Source organism: Streptomyces sp. P9-2, from assembly GCF_051903975.1.
GTDB classification, from domain to species: domain Bacteria; phylum Actinomycetota; class Actinomycetes; order Streptomycetales; family Streptomycetaceae; genus Streptomyces; species Streptomyces cellulosae.
This window is the reverse complement of sequence record NZ_CP192634.1, coordinates 435,367-454,480: the sequence shown is the minus strand read 5'-3', so window position 1 is coordinate 454,480 and position 19,114 is coordinate 435,367. Positions and strand designations below refer to the sequence as shown.

Genomic DNA, 19,114 nt, shown 5'->3' with positions numbered 1-19,114 from the left:
AGGGATGCGTCAGACCTTCCGCCAGAGCGCCGGCGTTCCCGCGGGGGCCCACGCGCCCTGCGCCTGGTGGGTCTGCAGGCACTGGTACGTCACGCCGTCACGGGTGACGGTGGCGCCCGCCTCGTAGACCCGGCCGGCGGTCCACGCCTGGGCGCCGCCCTCCTGGTCCGCGGGCGCGGTCTGCGCGGTCGCCGTGGTCAGGGTCAGCCCGTACTGGGAGAGGATCGGGTTGACCGGCTGGTAGTACGTGGTGCCGCCGCTGGTGCAGTTCCCGGAGCCGCCGGAGGTGACGCCCTGCGCCTGCGCGCCCGCGACGTACGAGCCGCCGGAGTCGCCCGGCTCCGCGCACACCGTCGTCCGGGTCAGCCCGTTGACCGTGCCCTCCGGGTAGCGGACGCTCGCGTTGTGCTGCTCGATCACCCCGCAGTGCCAGCCCGTCGTGGAGCCCGAGCGGCACACGGACGCACCGACGAGCGCCTGCGCCGAGCCGGTGACCTGGACCTCCTGGCCGTCCGCCGCCTTCACGTCGGGCGTCGGCGTCCAGTTGTCCTGGGCGGCCACCCACGCCATGTCCCGGCCGGGGAACTCGGACGCCTGGAAGGTGCCCTGCGCCGTGCGGTCGTAGCCGGTGGTGGTCGCACCCGCCCGGCCGCAGTGGCCGGCCGTCACGAAGCCGCCCTGACTGCCCTGGGTGACGGAGAAGCCGACGGAGCAGCGGGCCGAGTCGTTGATGTAGTACGCGTCGCCGCCGGTGATGTCCTGCAGCAGCCGCGGCCGGTCGGGCGCCAGGCGGATGCCGACGTCCTCGCCCGCCACGCCCGCGGCCTCCACGAAAGCGGTGCCCGCGGCCTGGTCGACGGCCTGCACCACGACCTGGTTCTTCACCACGTCGACGTACCAGACGGGTGTGTCGGCCGTGGAGACGCGTCCGGCCGCCGCGTCCAGCTTCTCCTTCGCCGCCTGGAGCGCCGCCAGGGGCCGCTCGACGACCTGTGCGGTCGCGCCCTCGGCCTCGATGGCCGCCACGTCCTTGGCGTCGGTGGTGGCCACCGTCAGCTCGTCGGCGGTCGTGCCCCGTAGCCAGGCGCCCGCGTACCGCTCGCCCAGGGAGTTGCGCAGCAGGCCGGCGCGGGTGCCCGCCTCGGCCTCGTTGACCAGGCGCTTCGACGCCTGCTCCTCGTTCAGTTTCAGGTCACGCTGGAGGGCGCCGAGCAGGTGCGGGGAGGGACGGTCGGCGCCTAGGGTCTGGGCCGCCCCGGGCGCGGGACCCGCGGCGGGTGAGCCGTCGGCCGCCGCGGTGTACGGGAGTCCGGCCAGGACGAGGGCGCCGAGCGCGGCGAGCGCCGAGCGGCGCGCGGCCCGGGCATGTCTGAGGACCATTCGGTACGTCTCCATTCGTTGGGGCGGCGTAGCTGTCGCGAGACCGTTTCCTTGCCCGGCACACCGGACGGAATGTCAGGACACGCCGGAATTCGCACGTTCGATAGGGAGACGGGCCCCGTGTGCAGTACGCGGAAGGAGCGGACGGGTGACGGGGGAGGGGTGACGTCAGACCGGCGTCAGGCCGGGCGCGCCCGCCTCCGTGACGAAGGAGGCCGCGGTGGACGCGGCCGCGCCCGGTGTGGTCACGGCGGGCACGGTGAGGAAGTCGGCGCGGGCGCTCTCCCGGTTCAGCTCCACGCGCAGACAGCCGCGCCGCCCGTCGTAGAACCGCAGATGCGGGTTGGCCTTCATGTACGTGTCCCAGTTGGCCGGGCGCTGCGTGCCGTCGCGGCCGCTGGTGACGGAGGTGCAGGTCAGTTCCGTGCCGATGGTCGCGGAGGCGGGGTCGTCGAAGTCGTCCTTGATGTCGAAGGCGTACGCCACGTGGACGTCGCCGGTGAGCACCAGCCAGTTGTCGACGCCGGCCTGCTTCGCCCCGGCGACGAGCCGGCCGCGGCCGGCTCGGTAGCCGTCCCAGGCGTCCATGGACAGCTTGGCCTCCGCGTTGAGGTCCAGCCGGCGCTGGGAGAAGCACACCTGCTGGGGCATCACGTTCCACAGCGCGTCGGAGGACGCCCATCCGTCGAGCAGCCAGCGCTCCTGGGCGTCCCCGGTGAGGGTGCGCGCCGGGTCGTCCGACTCCGGCCCCGGCACGTGCGGGACGTCGTCGTAGGCCTGGTCGGAGCGGTACTGGCGGGTGTCGAGGACGTCGAACTGGGCGAGCGTGCCCCAGTGCAGCCTGCGGTACAGGCGGGCGTCCGGCCCGTCGGGGAGCTGCCCCGCGCGCAGCGGCTGGTTCTCCCAGTAGGCGCGGTAGGCGGCGGCCCGCCGGGCCAGGAACAGCGCGGGGTCGCTGCCGTTCTCGTCGTGCTCGGCCGCGTAGTTGTTCTCCGTCTCGTGGTCGTCCCAGGTGACGACGAACGGGTGCGCGGCGTGCGCGGCCCGCAGATCCGGGTCGCTCTTGTAGAGCGCGTACCGCATCCGGTAGTCCGCGAGGGTCATGGTCTCCCGGTTGAACACGGACGGCAGCACCCGGTCCGTGTAGTTCCGCGCGCCCCCGACCGAGTTGACGGCGTACTCGTACAGGTAGTCGCCGAGGTGGAACACCACGTCGACGTCCTCCCGCGCCAGATGCCGGTGCACCGTGTAGTAGCCGTCGTGGTACGCCTGGCAGGCCACCGCGGCCAGCCGCAGCCGCGTCACGTCGTCGCCCGCGGCGGGCGCGGTGCGGGTCCGTCCGGTGGGGCTGATCCAGGCGCCGGTGCGGAAGCGGTAGTGGTACGTCGTCGCCGGGTCGAGGCCCCGTACGTCGGCGCGGACGCTGTGCGCGTACTCGGGGTGGGCGAGAGCGGTGCCGCTGCGCACGACCTGGGTGAAGGACTCGTCGAGCGCGACCTCCCAGGCCACCTCCACCTGCTGCTGCCCCAGACCGCCGTCCGGCGTGAACGGCGCCGGGGCGAGCCGGGTCCAGATCAGCACCGCGTCCGGCAGCGGGTCGCCGGACGCGACACCGAGGGTGAACGGGTCCTCGGTGATCCGGGCCGCGTCGAGCCGGGACGCGGCGAACGCGCCGCGCGCGGGAAGACCGGTGGAGAAGGCGAGGGCGGCGGCCGCGCCGGTGACGCTCAGGAAGCGACGGCGTGACACACGGCGGGCGGCGTCGCGCAGTTCGGCGTCGTACGGGGTGGGGGCGAGCGCGGAGGCAGGTCGTCGGGTGCGGCCCGGCAGCGCCATGCGGTGTCCTCTCGTACGGGGGTGGACGGCAGCCGCAGGCAGACGGGGCCGCGGACACGAAGATCTGCATGCTAAGCAGACAAAATGCTCGTCAGGCGCGTGTCGCGGGCGTGCCGTGCGGGGCGTTCACACCACAGGCGGTACGGGGGAGAGGGCACACGAGAGCGCCGCCGGTACGACCGACGGCGCTTCAGAACTCAGGGCACGGTCAGACGGCGTCGGCGCCCACCCGCTCCCGCAGCGGCAGATGGTAGACGTGGAAGGCCCGTCCGATGACCGGCTGGGCGACGTTGCGCACCTTGACGCCGCCGGTGGTCATGCCGTGCTCGCTGCCCGCGTGTGCGTGCCCGTGCACGGCGAGGTCGGCGCCGGCCGTGTCGACCGCCTCGGCCAGCAGATAGCTCCCCAGGAACGGATAGATCTCCGGCGGCTCCCCTGCGAGCGTCTCCGGCACGGGGGAGTAGTGGGTGAGGGCGATCCGTACGTCGCAGTCCTCCTCCGCCAGCCGCTCCAGCGCGGTGCGCAGACCGTCGGCGCAGCGGCGGGAGACCCGCACGAACTCCTTCATCACGGGCTCGCCGAACTCCCCGGCGCTCGCCCCGACGAACCCGCCGCCGAAGCCCTTGGTGCCGGCCACGCCGACCCGCGCGTCCCCGACGGTCAGGACCGTCGCCTCGCCCTCCAGGACGTGCGCGCCCGCGTCCCGCAGCAGCTCGGACACCTCGTCCTGGCGGTCGTCGTGGTAGTCGTGGTTGCCCAGCACCGCCACCACCGGCACCCCCAGGCCGCGGATCTCGTCGGCGACGACCCGCGCCTCGTCCGTGGTGCCGTGCCGGGTGAGGTCCCCGGCGAGCAGCAGCATGTCGGCGCACTCGGGCAGGGTGTCGAAGGCGGGGCGCAGCACGCCCCGGGTGTCGGGCCCCATGTGGATGTCCCCGACGGCCGCGACCCGGATCATGACAGCTCCTCCGCGTGGTCGGGGGACGAGGACTCGCTCACGACGAGGTCGCAGTGCACGTCGAGCCCGCCGAGTTCCTCGCGCACCACCTCCAGCACGTCGTCCCGGCAGCGGGCCGACGGCACGGTCCCGGTGACCAGGACGGCTCCGCCGCGGATCTCGGCGTGCACACCGAGCTCGCCCAGCTCGCCGGAGGCGAGACGGTCCTGGAAGTGGGCGACGCGGTACTCGGGACCGGCGTCGTGGGTGTTCATGGGGTTTCCCTTCCACGGGCGGGTCGGACGGCCGGGATGACGTTCAGCCGTTCCAGCAGGAAGAAGAAGGCGGCGGGCATGGGCGCGTCGCCGCAGTCGCGCCGTACCTGCTCCCAGTCGACCTTCTCGCGCAGGGCGCGGGCGATGGGCAGCACGGCGCCGAAGTCGCAGTGGTGCTCGGAGAAGGCGGCGATCAGACCGGTCAGCAGGTCGGTGGGCGCCAGGACCGGCATCCGCACCGACTCGACGGGGAGCTCCTCCGCGCGGCGCAGCATCTCCTCCGAGACGGGGCGGTGGGCCAGTTCGAAGATGACGTCGACGTCCTGCCCGAAGCAGGTCGCCTTGATCAGCCAGTCCTCGGGCGGGCTGTAGACGGTCAGCCCGGCGTCCCGCAGCGTGGCGGCGACGGGGCCCGCGTCCTCGGGCCGCACACAGAAGTCCACGTCGTGCTGGAGGTTCCCGCTGCCGCCGTGGGCGTGCACGGCGACGCTGCCCGCCAGCGCGAAGAGATGCCCGCCGCGCTTCAGCACGGCGCCCACCTGCTTGGCCGCCTCCAGGATGGCCTGGTTGCGGTCACGCGGCAGATCCGCCTCGTCGACGGCCCCGACGGGCGGCCCTTCCCCGGGCGCCTCGGAAGCCAGACGGAGCCCAGGCCGCGCCCGAGCGGCGTCTTCGCCGTTCTCCGCCATGCCGACTCCTTCCACCACACGGCGTCGTGCCCCTACCTGGTACCCCCCGCCCTCTTTCCGACACGGCCAAGGAGAACGCCCCCGAAGGGACGCGGGGAACTGCGCGCCCAGCCCCCACGGCGGGGCAGCCTGAAGGGGCGCGGGGAACTGCGCGCTCAGCCTCCACAGTCCGGCACGCGCCGACGAACCCCGACCCGGCACACGCCGACGCTGAAGGGGCGCGGGGAACTGCGCGACAACCCCCCACCCCGTACACGCCACCGCGTTCGGACGCACCCAAGCAGCGCTTCCCCCACTCACCCCCGACGATGAACCTGAACCCGTCCGTCCGAACGGACCCGCCCGCCCGGTGCTGGAGGTCGACATGGAGCAAAACACGACGCACGCGTCGGAACTCCCCCAACCCCTGCGAACCGTCGCCTCGCACCTCAGCCGCCTCCCGGGCGCCACCTACGTCGGCCGAGCCGCCGGCACGGCCCTGGACACCCTCGGCGCGCTCTCCCCCCGCGGCCGCCGCATCGCCGTCTACACCGGCGCGGGTGTCCTCGGCGTGGCCGGCCTCGTCGAGTGGCCGGTCGCCCTCACCGGCGCGGCGGTCGCCTGGCTGACCAAGCCGCGTCCCGAAGAGGAGACCGCCGAGGGACGACAGCGCACCGCCGAGGAGGAGGCCTGGGCCGCAGCGACCCGCGAGGGCGTGGTCCCGGCAAAGGGCGACTCCACCCCCGCCGACCGCCGCGATCCCCGCGACACCGGCCCCGGCGACCGCCTCACCCCTACCCGCCACCACCCCACCCCCCGCGTCCAGCCCGCCAAGGTGGGTGACGAGGACACCGCGTCCGCGCTGAAGAAGGTCGCCGCGGCGACCGGGCACGACGACCACGGCCGGCCGGGCGACGCCCGCCGCTCCCACTGAGCCGGGCACGGAACCCACATGCTCGCCCTGCTCGACGTAGCCCCCCTCGCCGGCGCCGTGGCGGGCGCCGCCGCCGGGATGGCCCGCGGCACCGTCCACGGCGTGACGTCCGTCCACGACACCACGCGCCGGCTGACGCATGTCGCCCGCAACGCCCTCGGCGCCGACCGCCACTGGCGGGCGGGCCACCGCGTGCACCTCGCGCTGCGCCACCCCGACGCGACCGCCGGCGCGCTCGCGCCCCTCGCCCGCAAGGCCGCCGCCGAGCTGCTGGAACACCCCGACGTGGTGGCCGCGTACTGGGACGAGGGCCTGGCCCGGCTCGTGGTGACGGCGGTGACCGACGCGGCCGGCGACCGCGTGGCCGAACGGGCGGTCACCGTCGCCGAGCGCCTGGGCCTCACCGAGGACGCCGGCCCCGAGCCGGAGGCCGAGACCACGCACCCCGGCGACCCGCGCGAGGTGCGCGTCGCCGCCGCCGCGCTCCTGCTGGACGCCGCCGGCGTGGCCGGCGCCCTCGCGGCCCGCTCGCTGCGTCTGCCGCGCAGCCCCAAGGCCGTCACGGCCCTCGTCACCCTGCTCCGGGAGAACCCCCGTTTCCGCGCCCGCCTGCGCGACCGGTTCGGCGGCAGCACCATGGAGCTGCTGCTCGCCGCCGCCAACGCCGCCGCGCACGGCGCCGCCCAGTCCCCGGTGTCGCTGCTGCTCGACGGGCTGCTGCGCGCCGGGCAGCTCACCGAGGCGACGGCCCGCGCGGCCGCCTTCGAGTCGCTCCACGACGACGTGTGCCGCGCGCGGCGCACCAGCGTCCCGCCCTCGCCGGGCGTCCGCCCGCCGCTGCGGGTGACCCCGGCGCAGGCGTACGCGGCGAACGCGGGCACCGGCAGCGTCGCCGGGGCCGTCGCCACCCTCCTCGTCACCCATGACACCGGCGAGGCCGCCGAGGCTGTACTGGCGGGTTCGCCGAAGGCCGCGCGCTACGGCCCCGCCGCCTTCAACTCGGTCCTGGGCGCCGAACTGGCCCGTACCGGCGTGCTGGTGCGCGGCGGTGACCGGCTGCGCCAGCTGGAGATCGCCGACTCGCTCGTCCTGCACGCCGACGCGCTGCGCAACCTGCCCCCGGCCGAGGACGAGGAGCCCGAGCCGTACCACGACCCCGTGCATCCGTGGGCGGAGGCGGTGCTCGACGCGGCCCGCCGGGCCGGGCTGCACGTCGTCGTCACGGCCGGCTCCGAGCTGAAGGACATCACCCGCCTCGCCGACGAGGTCGCCCCCGCCGACCTGCCGTTCGGTGACGCCGTCCGTGCCCTGCAACAGGACGGGCACATCGTCGTCAGCGTGGCCCGGGTGCCACCCGGCGGGGACCCGGACGTCGCGGACGGGCTGCCCGCGGGGGACGTGGCGATCGCCCTGACCGACGGCCGCTCGGCGGTCCCGTGGGGCGCCGACGCCCTCGCCCCCGCCGGCCTCGCGGACGTGTGGCGGCTCCTCACCGCCATCCCGGCGGCCCGCCGCGTCGGCCGCCGCTCGCAGACCCTGGCCCGCGCGGGCGCCGCCCTGTCCGGGCTGCTGGTGGCCCGTGGCGGCACCCCCGGCGGCCGTGTGTGGCAGCGGCTCACCCGCCACGCCCCGGTGAACGTCGCCGCGGCCGGCGCCCTCCTCGGCGGCTGGACCGAGGCCGTCCGCGTGGCCCGCGCCGCCCCGCCCGAACCCCGGCTGCACGTGCCCTGGCACGCCCTCGAACCGCACGAGGCGCACACCCTGCTGCGGCACGCCCGCACCGAGGCCGAACCGGCCGGGCTCGCCCTGCTCGGCGCCCGCGTGCGGCAGCGGGCCGCGCGGCTGGCCGGGACACGTCCCGCCGCGCCCGCCCGCTGGACCTGGGAGGCGGCCGGCGCGGTCCGCCGCGAACTGGACGACCCGCTCACCCCGGTCCTGGCCACCGGCGCGGTCGCCTCGGCGCTGCTCGGCTCGCTGGTGGACGCGCTGCTCGTGGTCGGCGCGATGGACCTCAACGCGGTCGCGGGCGGCCTCCAGCGGCTGCGCGCCGAACGGGCCCTCGCCCGGCTCGCCGCCCGTCAGCAGCCCCGAGCGCGCCGGCATCTCACCGACCGCCGCTCGGTCACCGTCGACGCCACGCGGCTGCGGCCGGGCGACCGTATCGACCTCGTCGCCGGCGACGTCGTACCGGCGGACGCGCGGCTGGTGAGTGCCGAAGGTCTCGAGGTCGACGAGTCGTCGCTCACCGGGGAGTCGCTGCCCGTGGCCAAGGACGTCGCCGCGACGCCGGGCGCGCCGGTGGCGCGGCGGACCTGCATGGTCTTCGAGGGCACCACCGTGGTGGCCGGGCGGGCGGAGGCGCTGGTGGTGGACACCGGCGACCACACCGAGGCGGGCCGCGCCGTCGCCCTCGCCTCCCGCACCCCGCCGCCCGCCGGAGTGCAGGCCCGGCTGCAGGAGCTGACCCGCAAGGCGCTGCCCGTCACCCTCACCGGCGGCGCGCTGGTGACCGGCCTGTCCCTGCTGCGCGGCAGCCCGCTGCGGCGCGCCGTCAGCGGCGGGGTCGCCGTGGCCGTCGCCGCCGTGCCCGAGGGGCTGCCGCTGGTCGCGACCGTCGCGCAGATGGCCGCCGCCCGCCGCCTGTCCCGCCGGGGCGTGCTGGTGCGCACCCCGCGCACCCTGGAGGCGCTCGGCCGGGTCGACACGGTGTGCTTCGACAAGACCGGCACCCTCACCGAGAACCGCCTCCGCCTGGTGCGGGCCGCCACCGCCGACGGCGCCGTCCTCGCCCCGGACGACGAACGGGCCGTCCCGGTCGTACGGATGGCCGCGCGCGCCTGCCCGCAGGAGGAGACCGCCGAGGGCCGCAAGGTCGCGCACGCCACCGACGAGGCCGTGCTGGACGCCGCGCCGCCCGACGAGGACTGGACCCCGGCCGGCGAACTGGCCTTCGAGGCGAGCCGCGGTTACGCGGCGGCCGTCGGCCGGGACGGCGACGACGGCGCGTACCTCGTCGTCAAGGGCGCCCCCGAGACGGTGCTGCCCGCCTGCGCGGACCTGCCCGAGGACGCGGCCGGCGCCGCCCACACCCTCGCCGGTCAGGGACTGCGCGTCCTCGCCGTCGCCCGGCGCCGGTACGAGGGATCCGACCCGGAGACCGAGGTGCAGACCGGCCTCTCCGGACTGGAGCTCGTCGGGTTCGTCGCCCTCGCCGACGTGCCCCGCGAAACCTCGCAGGAACTCCTCACCGCGCTGCGGGCGTCCGGCATCCTGCCCGTCATGCTCACCGGCGACCACCCGGAGACCGCCCGCGCCATCGCCCTGCAATTGGGCTGGCCCGAGGAGACCCAGGTGGTCACCGGCGACGACCTGGTCGCCATGGGCCGCGCCGAACGCGTCCGCGCCCTGCACGGCGCCGGCGTCGTCGCCCGTGTCGCGCCCGAGCAGAAGCTGCACGTCGTGGAGGCCCTCCAGCAGGCCGGGCGGGTGGTCGCGATGGCCGGCGACGGCGCCAACGACGCCGCCGCCATCCGCGCCGCCGACGTGGGCGTCGGCATCGAGGCCCGCGGCTCCGCCGCCGCCCGCAACGCCGCCGACATCGTCCTCACCGGCGGCGACCTCTCCGTCCTGGTCGACGCCTTCGCCGAGGGCCGGGCGCTGTGGCGCAGCGTGGCCGACGCGGTGAGCATCCTTATCGGCGGCAACGCCGGCGAGGTCGGCTTCAGCGTGCTCGGCACCCTCCTCGCCGGCTCCTCGCCGCTCTCCACCCGCCAGCTGCTGCTGGTCAACCTGCTCACCGACATGTTCCCGGCCATGGCCGTGGCGGTGACGCCGAGCAGCGACCCGTCCACCGCGGCGCACGCCGCGACCGGCCCGATGGGCCTCGACGTCCTCGGCACGCCGCTGCTGCGCTCCATCCGGCGGCGCGGCGTCACCACCTGCCTGGGCGCGGTCACCGCGTACCTGATCGGCCGGTTCACCCCCGGCACCGAGCGCCGCTCCACCACCATGGCGCTGTGCGGGGTGGTCGGCGCGCAGCTGGTGCAGACCCTCTCCGGCCGCCGCCACAGCACCCTGGTGTGGGTGACCGCGCTGGGCTCCGCCGCGGTCCTCGCCGCGCTGGTGCAGACGCCCGGCGTCAGCCACTTCTTCGGCTGCGTCCCCCTGGGCCCGGTCGCCTGGGCGGGCGTCGCCCTCGCCATCACCCTGTCCGCCCTGGCCCCCCGCCTGGAACGCCTGGCCGTGGTACGCCGGCTCTACGCCCTGGCCACCCGCCTCACCCGGCGCCTGCTGGACTCGGCCCGCCACACCCGCCACATCCTGCACACGGGCATCGCGCGCCCCGTCGCCTGACCCGGCCCCGGGCGTCCCGCCGGGATGGCGCCCGTGTCGGCAGAACGGGCGAATCACGCACACACTGGAAGGGCAGGGCGGTTCCGGACACCCCGGCTCCGCCGACGCAGGCGGGTGCGTGCGCCAGGCGCCGAGGCCCGTCGCTCAGCGAGAAGGGTGAGGATCGGCATGAAGGGTTACGTCTTCCACGGCCCCGGGCAGTCCGCCTGGGAGGAGGTTCCCGATCCGGAGATCCGGGAGCCCGGCGACGTCATCGTCCGCGTCGACGCCGTCACCATCTGCGGGACTGACCTGCACATCCTCAAGGGCGACGTGCCCGAGGTGCGTCCCGGTACCGTCCTCGGACACGAGGCGGTCGGCGAGGTCGTCGAGACCGGCGCCGACGTCCGCACCGTACGGCCCGGCGACCGGGTCCTGGTCTCCTGCATCACCGCGTGCGGCCGCTGCCGCTTCTGCCGCGAGGGCATGTACGGGCAGTGCCGGGGCGGCGGTGGCTGGATCCTCGGGCACCTCGTCGACGGCACCCAGGCCGAGTACGTCCGCGTGCCGTTCGCCGACCTGTCGGTGTACCCGCTGCCCGGCGCCCTCGCCAACGAGGACGCGGTGCTGCTGGCGGACATCTTCCCCACCGCCTACGAGGTCGGCGTGCTCAACGGGCGCGTGCGGCCCGGGGACACGGTCGTCGTGGTCGGCGCCGGACCGGTCGGTCTGGCCGCGATCGCCACGGCCCGGCTGTTCGGCCCCGAGCGTGTGGTCGCGGTGGACCTGGCGGCGTCCCGGCTCCAGGCCGCGAAGGAGTTCGGCGCCGACGCGGTGGCCGACGCGAGCGAGGGTCCCGAGCAGCTGGTCGAGGACCTCACCGGGGAGCTCGGCGCGGACGTGGTGATCGAGGCGGTCGGCGTCCCGGAGACCTTCGAACTGTGCACCCGCGTGGTGCGCCCCGGCGGGCACGTCGCCAACGTCGGCGTGCACGGCACGCCCGCCACGCTGCACCTCGAGGACCTCTGGATCAAGAACGTCACCATCACCACCGGCCTCGTCGACACGCACTCCACGCCCACCCTGCTGCGGATGGCCGCGGCAGGTCGGCTGCCCACCCGCCGTCTGGTCTCCCACACCTTCCCCCTGGACCAGATGCAGGAGGCGTACGAGGTGTTCGCCAACGCCGCCGAGACGGGCGCGCTCAAGGTGGTCCTCGGCGTGCCGCAGCACGAGGTCGTCCCGGTGCACCCGACGGTCTGACCGGAGCAGGGGCGAAAAGGGCCCGTTCCGCCCGTGCGGGCCGGGGGAGAACGGGCCACCCTGGAGGTGGTGACGCGCGGCACCCGCGCGAGGAGGTGACCTCCCATGGCGACGACGCATGGCGCGAGGCCCACAGTGCCGTGGTGGCGATGGCGGGACAACCCGCTGTGCCGCCGCAGCGACGTCGCCGAGGCCTGGCTGATGATCGCCACGGTCGTCCTCGCCCTCGTCCTGTCCGGGTTCGCCGGCATCACGGCGGCCGGGGCGGTCGACGCCTCCCTCGACGACCGCCGCGAACACACCCGCCCGGTCCCGGCCGTGCTGGTCGAGAACGCGCGCGACGCCGCCCCCGCGCCCGTGTCCGAGAGCGGCGACGGCGGCGTCTGGGCCGGGGTGCGCTGGACCGCCCCCGACGGCACCCGTCACACCGGACGCGCCGAGGTGCCCGCGGACGGCGAGAAGGGCGACAAGGTCACCGTCCACACCGACGCGAACGGCCGCCTCGTGTCCGCGCCGCCCGAGGGCGCCGAGGCGGGCTTCCAGATCGCCATGGCCGGCATCACCGTGGCCTTCGTCACGGCGGGCATGGTGCTGCTCGTCGGATGGATCGCGCGGGCCCGGCTGCGGCTGCGCCGCCTCGACCTCTGGGAGGCCGAATGGCGCCAGGTCGAGCCGACGTGGCGCAAGCGCATGACCGGCTGAGCCTCCCCGCGCACCACACAGGGTCGCCATGCGACTTCGTGATCTGCTGAATTGCAAATTTTCGCAAGTGACTACATGCTGGGCCCGTCATACCGTCGCGAGCGAAGCTGAGGGGCCGTGTCCGTACCGCTGTCACCGGCCGGGTTCCGGTCCCGGATCACCTCCCTGCTCCCCACCCGCGCCGACCTCGCCCAGGCCCGCCGCCATCCCCGCCGTGACCTGCTGGCCGGGCTGACCGTCGCGGTCGTCGCCCTGCCCCTCGCGCTCGGCTTCGGCGTCTCCTCCGGACTCGGCGCGGAGGCCGGACTGGCCACCGCCGTGGTCGCCGGCGCCCTCGCGGCCGTGTTCGGCGGCTCCAGCCTGCAGGTCTCCGGACCCACCGGCGCGATGACCGTGGTCCTGGTGCCGATCGTCGCCGACCACGGACCCTCCGGCGTCCTCACCGTCGGACTGATGGCCGGCGTCATCCTCGTCGGCCTGGCCCTGCTGCGGGCCGGCGGCTCCATGCGCTACGTGCCCGCGCCCGTCGTGGAGGGCTTCACCCTCGGCATCGCCTGCGTGATCGGGCTCCAGCAGATACCCAACGCCCTCGGCGTGGCCCAGCCGGACGGCGAACGCGTCCTGGAGGTCGCCTGGCACGCGGCCGAGGACTTCGCCCGCGACCCGCACGGGACCGCCCCCGCACTGGCCGCCGCCGTCGCCGCCGTGATGCTCGTCGGCGCCCGCTGGAAGCCGACCGTCCCCTTCTCCGTCCTCGCGGTGATCGCCGCCACGGTCGTCGTCGGGACCGCGGGACTCGACGGCGTACGGCCCATCGGCGACCTGCCGGCCGGGCTGCCCGCGCCGTCCCTGTCGTTCCTGGACCTCGGCGCCCTGGGTGGTCTGCTCGCCCCCGCCCTCGCGGTCGCGGCGCTCGCCGCGCTGGAGTCGCTGCTCTCCGCCTCCGTCGCCGACGGCATGACCGTGGGACAGCGGCACGATCCCGACCGGGAGCTGTTCGGCCAGGGCCTCGCCAACATCGCCGCCCCGATGTTCGGCGGTGTCCCCGCCACCGGCGCGATCGCCCGCACCGCCGTCAACGTCCGCACGGGCGCCACCTCGCGGGCCGCGGCCCTCACCCACGCCGCCGTTCTCGCCGTGATCGTCTTCGCCGCCGCCCCGCTCGTGTCGCGGATTCCGCTGGCCGCCCTCGCCGGGGTGCTGCTCGCGACCGCCGTGCGCATGGTGGAGGTCGGCTCGCTGCGGGCGATGACCCGGGCCACCCGCTCCGACGCGGTGATCCTCGTCCTCACCGCCGTCGCCACGCTCGTCCTCGACCTCGTCCAGGCGGTGATCATCGGCCTGGTCGTCGCCGGCGTGCTCGCCCTGCGCGCGGTCGCCCGGCAGGCCCGGCTCGCCCCGCTGCCGCTCGACCGAGGCGACCACACCGACGAGGAGTACGAGCTGCTCGCGCAGCACATCGTGGCCTACCGCATCGACGGCCCGCTGTTCTTCGCCGCCGCCCACCGCTTCCTGCTGGAACTGACCGAGCCGGCCGAGGTCCGCGTGGTCGTCCTGCGCATGTCCCACGTCAGCGTCGTCGACGCCACCGGCGCGCTGGTCCTCAAGGACGCGGTGACCAAGCTGCGGCGACGCGGCATCGTCGTCATGGTCTCCGGCGTACGCCCCGGCCACCGCCGCGCCCTAGACTCCGTCGGCGTCCTCGACCTGCTGCGCCACGAGGGGCGGGAGTACGCCACCACTCCCGAGGCGATCGAGGCGGCCCGCGCCCACCTGGAGCGCGACGGGGTGCTGCGCACGGCCGACACCCCGGCCGCGGCCCCTGTGCCCACCGGTGACGCGTCATGAGGCCCGCGACCGCGCCCGCCGCGCTGCCGCACCGGCATGTGCTCACCGTGCCCGCCGGACCCGGCGCCGTGCGCGTCGCCCGTGAGACCGCCGAGCAGGCCCTGGCGGAGTGGGGGATCGACGCACGGCACCCGGCGGTCGGACCGGCCCTGCTGATCCTCGGCGAACTCGTCGCCAACACCGTCCGGCACGCCGCCGGCCTCTCCCCGCAGACCACGGTGTTCTACGCGGCCGGCCCCGACTGCCTGGTGCTCGCCGTGCACGACCGCCACCCCCACCGCCCCGACCTCACCGGACCGTACGCGGCCGGCCCCGGCGGGCTGGCCACCGTCCTGGAGCTCACCCACGCCCTGGGCGGCACCGCGGTCGTCCGCGGCGACGCCGACGGCCCGGGGAAGAGCGTCTGGATCACGCTCCCGCTGTGAACGGGCCCGGGACGGCCGGGGAGGGGCGGACACCTGACGAGTTGCTAATGTCGGAAACTGTCGAGGCCGATGGCGGCGAGCGGACGAGGCGAGGGACCGAGAACCGGGTGAACGGGCCGTACCGCTGCCGCGCCGGAAAGGGGACGGCACGATGAGCACGCCGCTGTACCAGCTGAAGGCCGAGTTCTTCAAGACGCTGGGCCATCCCGCCCGCATCCGGGTGCTGGAGCTGCTCAGCGAACGCGAGCACTCGGTGGGGGAGATGCTTCCGCACGTGGGCATCGAGCCCGCGCACCTCTCCCAGCAGCTGGCGGTGCTGCGCCGGGCGAACCTGGTCGTCGGCCGCAAAGAGGGCTCGACGGTCTACTACTCGCTGACCGACCCCCATGTGGCGGAGCTGCTGCGGGTCGCCCGCACCATCCTCTCCGGCGTCCTCTCAGGACAGGCCGAACTCCTCGCCGACCTCCAGGCCACCCAGGGGGAGACCCGGCCCGTGTCCTAGCTCAGAGGGCGGCCGGACCTCAGGCGCCGTCGCGTCGGCAGTGCAGGAACAGCTGCGGCTCCGGAACGGCCTCCGGATGGTTCGGGGAGAACATCGTGCTCTCCTCCCGCTCCACCGTCAGCCCCGCCTCCCGCACCAGCGCGAGCACGTCCTGCGCCGCGAAGCTGGTGACCCGCACCGGCTGCCCCATGAACGCACCGTCGAACTCCTCCACGTCCAGCGGCACCGTGGCCAGCACCAGCAGACCGCCCGGCTTCAGCGCGGCCGCCAGCCGGCGCACCAGCTCCCGCTGCTCCGCCCGGTTCATCTGCAGCAGCGAGAAGTACACGCAGACCGCGTCGTACGACCCCTCCGGCAGCGGCATCCGCCGGATGTCGTCGCAGCGGAACTCCGCCTCGGGCACCTGCCGGGAGGCGATCTCCACCATCACGGGGGACACGTCGACGCCCAGCACCTGGTGCCCCGCGCCGGCCAGCGTGGCGGCCGTGGGCCGTCCGGTGCCGCTGCCGACGTCCAGCACGGTGCTGCCGGGGGAGAGCCGTTCGAGCAGCCAGGCCAGCGACGCCCGGTGTGCCGCGGAGGACGCGAACGCCTTCTCGTACTCGCTGCCCAGCGCGTCGAACACCGCCGCCGGGGATTCGTGCGCCTCGTCGCCCACGACACCACCTCGCTTCCCTCGCCGATGCCGGGCATCGTGCCACCCGTACGCCGCCGTCACAACGGCACCCGGCCGGGCCCGGCTTGCGGACGCGGCGCCCGGCACGGCAGGGTCGTGGACGTGCCGACCCTGCTGATCGTCCACCACACGCCCTCGCCGAACTGCCAGGCGATGTTCGAAGCCGTCGTCTCCGGCGCCGCCGCCCCCGAGATCGAGGGCGTCCGGGTGGTGCGCCGCGCCGCGCTGTCCGCGACCGCCGCCGACGTCCTGGACGCCGACGGTTACCTCCTCGGCACCCCCGCCAACCTCGGCTACATGTCGGGCGCCCTCAAGCATTTCTTCGACCAGGTCTACTACCCCTGCCTGGACACCACGAAGGGCCGCCCCTTCGGCTACTACGTGCACGGCGGGAACGACGTCACCGGCGCCGTGCGCGGCATCGAGTCGGTCACCACCGGCCTGGGCTGGCGGCGGGCCGCCGAGGCGGTGACCGTCACGGGCGAGCCCGACAAGGCGGCCCTGGAGCGCTGCTGGGAGCTGGGCGCCACGGTCGCGGCGGGGCTGGCGGACTGACGCCCGCCGGGCCCCGCCGGACCACCGCACCCCGGCGGGGTCAGGCGCCGTCCATCTTCTCCCGGTCGTGCTCGTCCCAGGCGCGGGTGTCACGCGGCTGCGTGTACGGCTCCTCCTCCGGCGGGTGACCGCCGGCGATGGCCCGCTGCCGGGCGATCTCCGCGTCGAACTCCAGGCCCAGCAGGATCGCCAGATTGGTGATCCACAGCCAGATCAGGAAGATGATGACACCGGCCATCGTGCCGTACGTCTTGTTGTACGAGCCGAAGTTGGCGACGTAGAGCGCGAACCCGGCGGAGGCGGCCAGCCAGATCAGCAGCGCAAGGAAACTGCCCGGCGTGACCCAGCGGAACCCCTTCACCTTGGCGTTCGGGGCGGCCCAGTACAGCAGCGCGATCATGATGGTCACCAGCAGGACCAGCACCGGCCACTTGGCGATGGACCACACGGTGATGGCCGTGTCGCCCAGCCCCAGCAGATCGCCCGCCTGACGGGCGAGCCCGCCGGTGAAGACCACGATCAGCGCGCTGACCGCCGCCATGACCAGCAGCGCGACCGTCACGCCCACCCGGACCGGCAGCACCTTCCACACCGGTCGGCCCTCGGGCATGTCGTACACCGCGTTCGCCGAGCGCATGAACGCCGCCACGTAGCCGGAGGCCGACCAGATGGCGAGCAGCAGGGCGACGATCGCCACCAGCGACCCGACGCCCGCGTTGCCCTGCAGTTGCTCGATCGCCTGCGTGATGATGTCCCGCGCGGCGCCGGGGGCGGTGAGCTCCTGGACGTTCTCCAGCACCTTGTCCGTCGTGGACTTGCCGGTGAGGCCGAGGATCGACACCAGGGCCAGCAGCGCCGGGAACAGCGCCAGCACCCCGTAGTACGTCAGGGCGGCGGCGCGGTCGGTGAGCTCGTCGTCCTTGAACTCGCGCACGCTGCCCTTCAGCGCCGCCTTCCACGCTCCTTTGGGCAGCTTGGCCGGAGTGTCCGGCGCCGCCTCCTCCACCGCGTCGCTCGGGCCCGGCTCCTCAGCCGGCTGCCCGGCCTTCCGCGTGGATGCGGACTCGTCCGGCGCGTCCTGGTGTGCCGGCCGGTCGTTCCGGCCCGGGATATGCAGCTTCATGGCCACCGGGTGCCCCCGGTGCGCCATGTCACGCCCGGGCGGCCGGGTGACGCGGGGGAGCGCGGCGCCGGTCGGGGAGCCGGTCGCAAACCCCTTGTGGGAGCGCTCCCATATCATGCAGGATGCCCGCCATGACCGAGTCTCCCGCCGTCCGCCCGTACCGCCCAGAGGACCACGACGCCCTCGACGACATCTGCGTCCGCACCGCGCACAACGGCCAGGACAGCCGCCCCCATTACGCCGACCCCGCCGTCCTCACCGCCGCCTTCGCCGCCCCGTACGCCCATCTGGAGCCGGAGCTGGCCTTCGTGCTGGATGACGGGCGGGGGGACGCCGTCGGCTACGTCGTCGGCGCCGCCGACACCGTCCGGTTCGCCGAGCGGTTCCGCACCGAGTGGCTCCCGCTGGTCGCCGGGCGCCACCCCGCACCGTCCGGCCCGCCGGCCACCCCGGACGAGGCGATCGCCTGGCTGCTGCACCACCCCGAGCGGATGGTCGTGCCGGAGCTCGCCGCCTGGCCCGCCCATCTGCACATCGACCTGCTGCCTGAGTGGCAGGGCCGGGGGTACGGACGGAAGCTGATGGGCACGCTGCTCGCGGCCCTGGCGGAACACGGGGTCCCGGCCGTGCACCTGGTGATGACGGTCGCCAACAAGCCCGCCCGCGCCTTCTACGACCGGATGGGCTTCGAGGAGATCGAGGGCGTGCCGATGGACGACTCGGTCGTCTGCCTCGGCCGTACGACGGGGGATCTCGACCGCCTCTGACGGCAGGCGTCGCGGGCTTGGCCGTCGAAAGTGTCGAACACGCCACCGGGTGGCGGAAGTGGCGAGAACGAAGGGTTGCCCCTTCGGCCGCCCGGGCGCAGATTGACTCTGGGAGCGCTCCCATCGCGCGTGCGGCGGGTTGCGCGCCCGCACTCCACGACCCCCCACGGCGGAAGAGGAAAACCCATGAGCTGGCATGTGCATGAGCTATTCTCGCGTGATCTGGGGCGGAGCCGGTCCCGGCTCGCGCTCGTCCTGAGCACCGTCGTCGCCGCGCTGCTCTGTCTGGTCCCCTGGAGCGGCACCGCCCACGCCCACGGCTCGGTGGTGGACCCGGCGTCCCGCAACTACGGCTGCTGGCTGCGGTGGGGGAGCGACTTCCAGAACCCGGCGATGGCCGAGCAGGACCCGATGTGCTGGCAGGCCTGGCAGGACGACACCAACGCCATGTGGAACTGGAACGGCCTCTACCGTGACGGCTCGGGCGGCAACTTCCGCGCGGTCGTCCCCGACGGCACGCTGTGCAGCGGCGGCAACACCGAGAACGGCCGCTACCGCTCCATGGACACGCCCGGCGCCTGGAAGACCACGAACGTCGGCAGCGGCTTCACCGTCAACCTGTACGACCAGGCGAGCCACGGCGCGGACTACTTCCTCGTCTACGTCACCAAGCAGGGCTTCGACCCGAAGACGCAGCGTCTGCGCTGGGACGACCTCCAGTTGCTGACCCGCACCGGCTCCTACGCCCCGGCCAACAACTACGCGATCCCGGTGACCACCTCGGGCCTGAGCGGCCACCACGTCGTCTACACGATCTGGCAGGCCTCGCACTCGGACCAGACGTACTTCCTGTGCAGCGACGTGAACTTCGGCTGACCCCGCGGGACATGA

17 protein-coding genes are annotated in these 19,114 nt (G+C 74.7%); 10 read left to right on the top strand and 7 right to left on the bottom strand.

Features of this window, described 5'->3' with window-relative positions; genetic code table 11:
* Positions 1 to 9: 9 nt before the first annotated feature.
* From ACQY0Z_RS34675 to ACQY0Z_RS34655, 5 genes are all read right to left on the bottom strand, one after another.
* Positions 10 to 1,380: an alpha-lytic protease prodomain-containing protein gene (locus ACQY0Z_RS34675; protein ID WP_347226502.1), complete on the bottom strand. Its 1,371-nt coding sequence runs from the start codon at positions 1,378 to 1,380 to the stop codon at positions 10 to 12.
* A gap of 168 nt (positions 1,381 to 1,548) precedes the next feature.
* The gene (locus ACQY0Z_RS34670; protein WP_439813526.1) at positions 1,549 to 3,216 is read right to left on the bottom strand and encodes an alkaline phosphatase D family protein; all 1,668 of its coding nucleotides are present in this window, start codon (positions 3,214 to 3,216) and stop codon (positions 1,549 to 1,551) included.
* A 208-nt stretch (positions 3,217 to 3,424) separates the two neighbouring features.
* The gene (locus tag ACQY0Z_RS34665; RefSeq protein ID WP_189899801.1) at positions 3,425 to 4,174 is read right to left on the bottom strand and encodes a metallophosphoesterase family protein; all 750 of its coding nucleotides are present in this window, start codon (positions 4,172 to 4,174) and stop codon (positions 3,425 to 3,427) included.
* Complete coding sequence (locus tag ACQY0Z_RS34660; protein ID WP_189899803.1) at positions 4,171 to 4,428, bottom strand: BON domain-containing protein; 258 nt, start codon at positions 4,426 to 4,428, stop codon at positions 4,171 to 4,173. Before ACQY0Z_RS34660 ends, ACQY0Z_RS34665 begins: the two co-directional genes overlap by 4 nt.
* On the bottom strand, positions 4,425 to 5,117 hold the full coding sequence (locus ACQY0Z_RS34655) for a nucleotidyltransferase family protein (protein WP_189899804.1): 693 nt from the start codon (positions 5,115 to 5,117) through the stop codon (positions 4,425 to 4,427). The genes ACQY0Z_RS34660 and ACQY0Z_RS34655 overlap by 4 nt, the downstream gene beginning before the upstream one ends.
* A gap of 364 nt (positions 5,118 to 5,481) precedes the next feature.
* Between ACQY0Z_RS34655 and ACQY0Z_RS34650 the strand changes: the two genes are divergently transcribed.
* From ACQY0Z_RS34650 to ACQY0Z_RS34620, 7 genes are all read left to right on the top strand, one after another.
* Positions 5,482 to 6,030, top strand: a complete 549-nt coding sequence (locus ACQY0Z_RS34650) for a hypothetical protein (RefSeq protein ID WP_381726183.1) — start codon at positions 5,482 to 5,484, stop codon at positions 6,028 to 6,030.
* 18 nt (positions 6,031 to 6,048) lie between these two features.
* Complete coding sequence (locus ACQY0Z_RS34645; protein ID WP_439813525.1) at positions 6,049 to 10,383, top strand: HAD-IC family P-type ATPase; 4,335 nt, start codon at positions 6,049 to 6,051, stop codon at positions 10,381 to 10,383.
* Between the two features lie 168 nt (positions 10,384 to 10,551).
* Positions 10,552 to 11,625 carry a zinc-dependent alcohol dehydrogenase family protein gene (locus tag ACQY0Z_RS34640; RefSeq protein WP_347226504.1) on the top strand — a complete coding sequence of 358 codons (1,074 nt, stop codon included), beginning with the start codon at positions 10,552 to 10,554 and terminating at the stop codon, positions 11,623 to 11,625.
* 105 nt (positions 11,626 to 11,730) lie between these two features.
* On the top strand, positions 11,731 to 12,327 hold the full coding sequence (locus tag ACQY0Z_RS34635; RefSeq protein ID WP_439813524.1) for an Rv1733c family protein: 597 nt from the start codon (positions 11,731 to 11,733) through the stop codon (positions 12,325 to 12,327).
* A gap of 117 nt (positions 12,328 to 12,444) precedes the next feature.
* Positions 12,445 to 14,175 carry a SulP family inorganic anion transporter gene (locus tag ACQY0Z_RS34630; RefSeq protein ID WP_439813523.1) on the top strand — a complete coding sequence of 577 codons (1,731 nt, stop codon included), beginning with the start codon at positions 12,445 to 12,447 and terminating at the stop codon, positions 14,173 to 14,175.
* On the top strand, positions 14,172 to 14,600 hold the full coding sequence (locus ACQY0Z_RS34625) for an ATP-binding protein (RefSeq protein WP_189899815.1): 429 nt from the start codon (positions 14,172 to 14,174) through the stop codon (positions 14,598 to 14,600). The genes ACQY0Z_RS34630 and ACQY0Z_RS34625 overlap by 4 nt, the downstream gene beginning before the upstream one ends.
* A 151-nt stretch (positions 14,601 to 14,751) precedes the next feature.
* Positions 14,752 to 15,102, top strand: coding sequence for an ArsR/SmtB family transcription factor (locus ACQY0Z_RS34620; protein WP_189899816.1), 351 nt, complete (start codon positions 14,752 to 14,754; stop codon positions 15,100 to 15,102).
* 19 nt (positions 15,103 to 15,121) lie between these two features.
* Here the strand turns inward: ACQY0Z_RS34620 and ACQY0Z_RS34615 are convergent, their stop codons facing one another.
* A complete protein-coding gene (locus ACQY0Z_RS34615; RefSeq protein ID WP_189899817.1) occupies positions 15,122 to 15,760 on the bottom strand; it encodes a class I SAM-dependent methyltransferase in 639 nt (212 codons plus the stop codon).
* Positions 15,761 to 15,880: 120 nt separating this feature from the next.
* Between ACQY0Z_RS34615 and ACQY0Z_RS34610 the strand changes: the two genes are divergently transcribed.
* On the top strand, positions 15,881 to 16,333 hold the full coding sequence (locus ACQY0Z_RS34610; protein ID WP_254586967.1) for a flavodoxin family protein: 453 nt from the start codon (positions 15,881 to 15,883) through the stop codon (positions 16,331 to 16,333).
* Positions 16,334 to 16,373: 40 nt separating this feature from the next.
* On the opposite strand, the gene ACQY0Z_RS34605 is transcribed toward ACQY0Z_RS34610, so the two are convergent.
* Positions 16,374 to 17,456 carry a YhjD/YihY/BrkB family envelope integrity protein gene (locus ACQY0Z_RS34605; RefSeq protein WP_189899818.1) on the bottom strand — a complete coding sequence of 361 codons (1,083 nt, stop codon included), beginning with the start codon at positions 17,454 to 17,456 and terminating at the stop codon, positions 16,374 to 16,376.
* 131 nt (positions 17,457 to 17,587) lie between these two features.
* On the opposite strand from ACQY0Z_RS34605, the gene ACQY0Z_RS34600 reads away from it, so the two are divergent.
* On the top strand, positions 17,588 to 18,223 hold the full coding sequence (locus tag ACQY0Z_RS34600; RefSeq protein ID WP_189899819.1) for a GNAT family N-acetyltransferase: 636 nt from the start codon (positions 17,588 to 17,590) through the stop codon (positions 18,221 to 18,223).
* Positions 18,224 to 18,409: 186 nt separating this feature from the next.
* Complete coding sequence (locus ACQY0Z_RS34595; protein WP_189899820.1) at positions 18,410 to 19,099, top strand: lytic polysaccharide monooxygenase auxiliary activity family 9 protein; 690 nt, start codon at positions 18,410 to 18,412, stop codon at positions 19,097 to 19,099.
* Positions 19,100 to 19,114 lie beyond the last annotated feature (15 nt).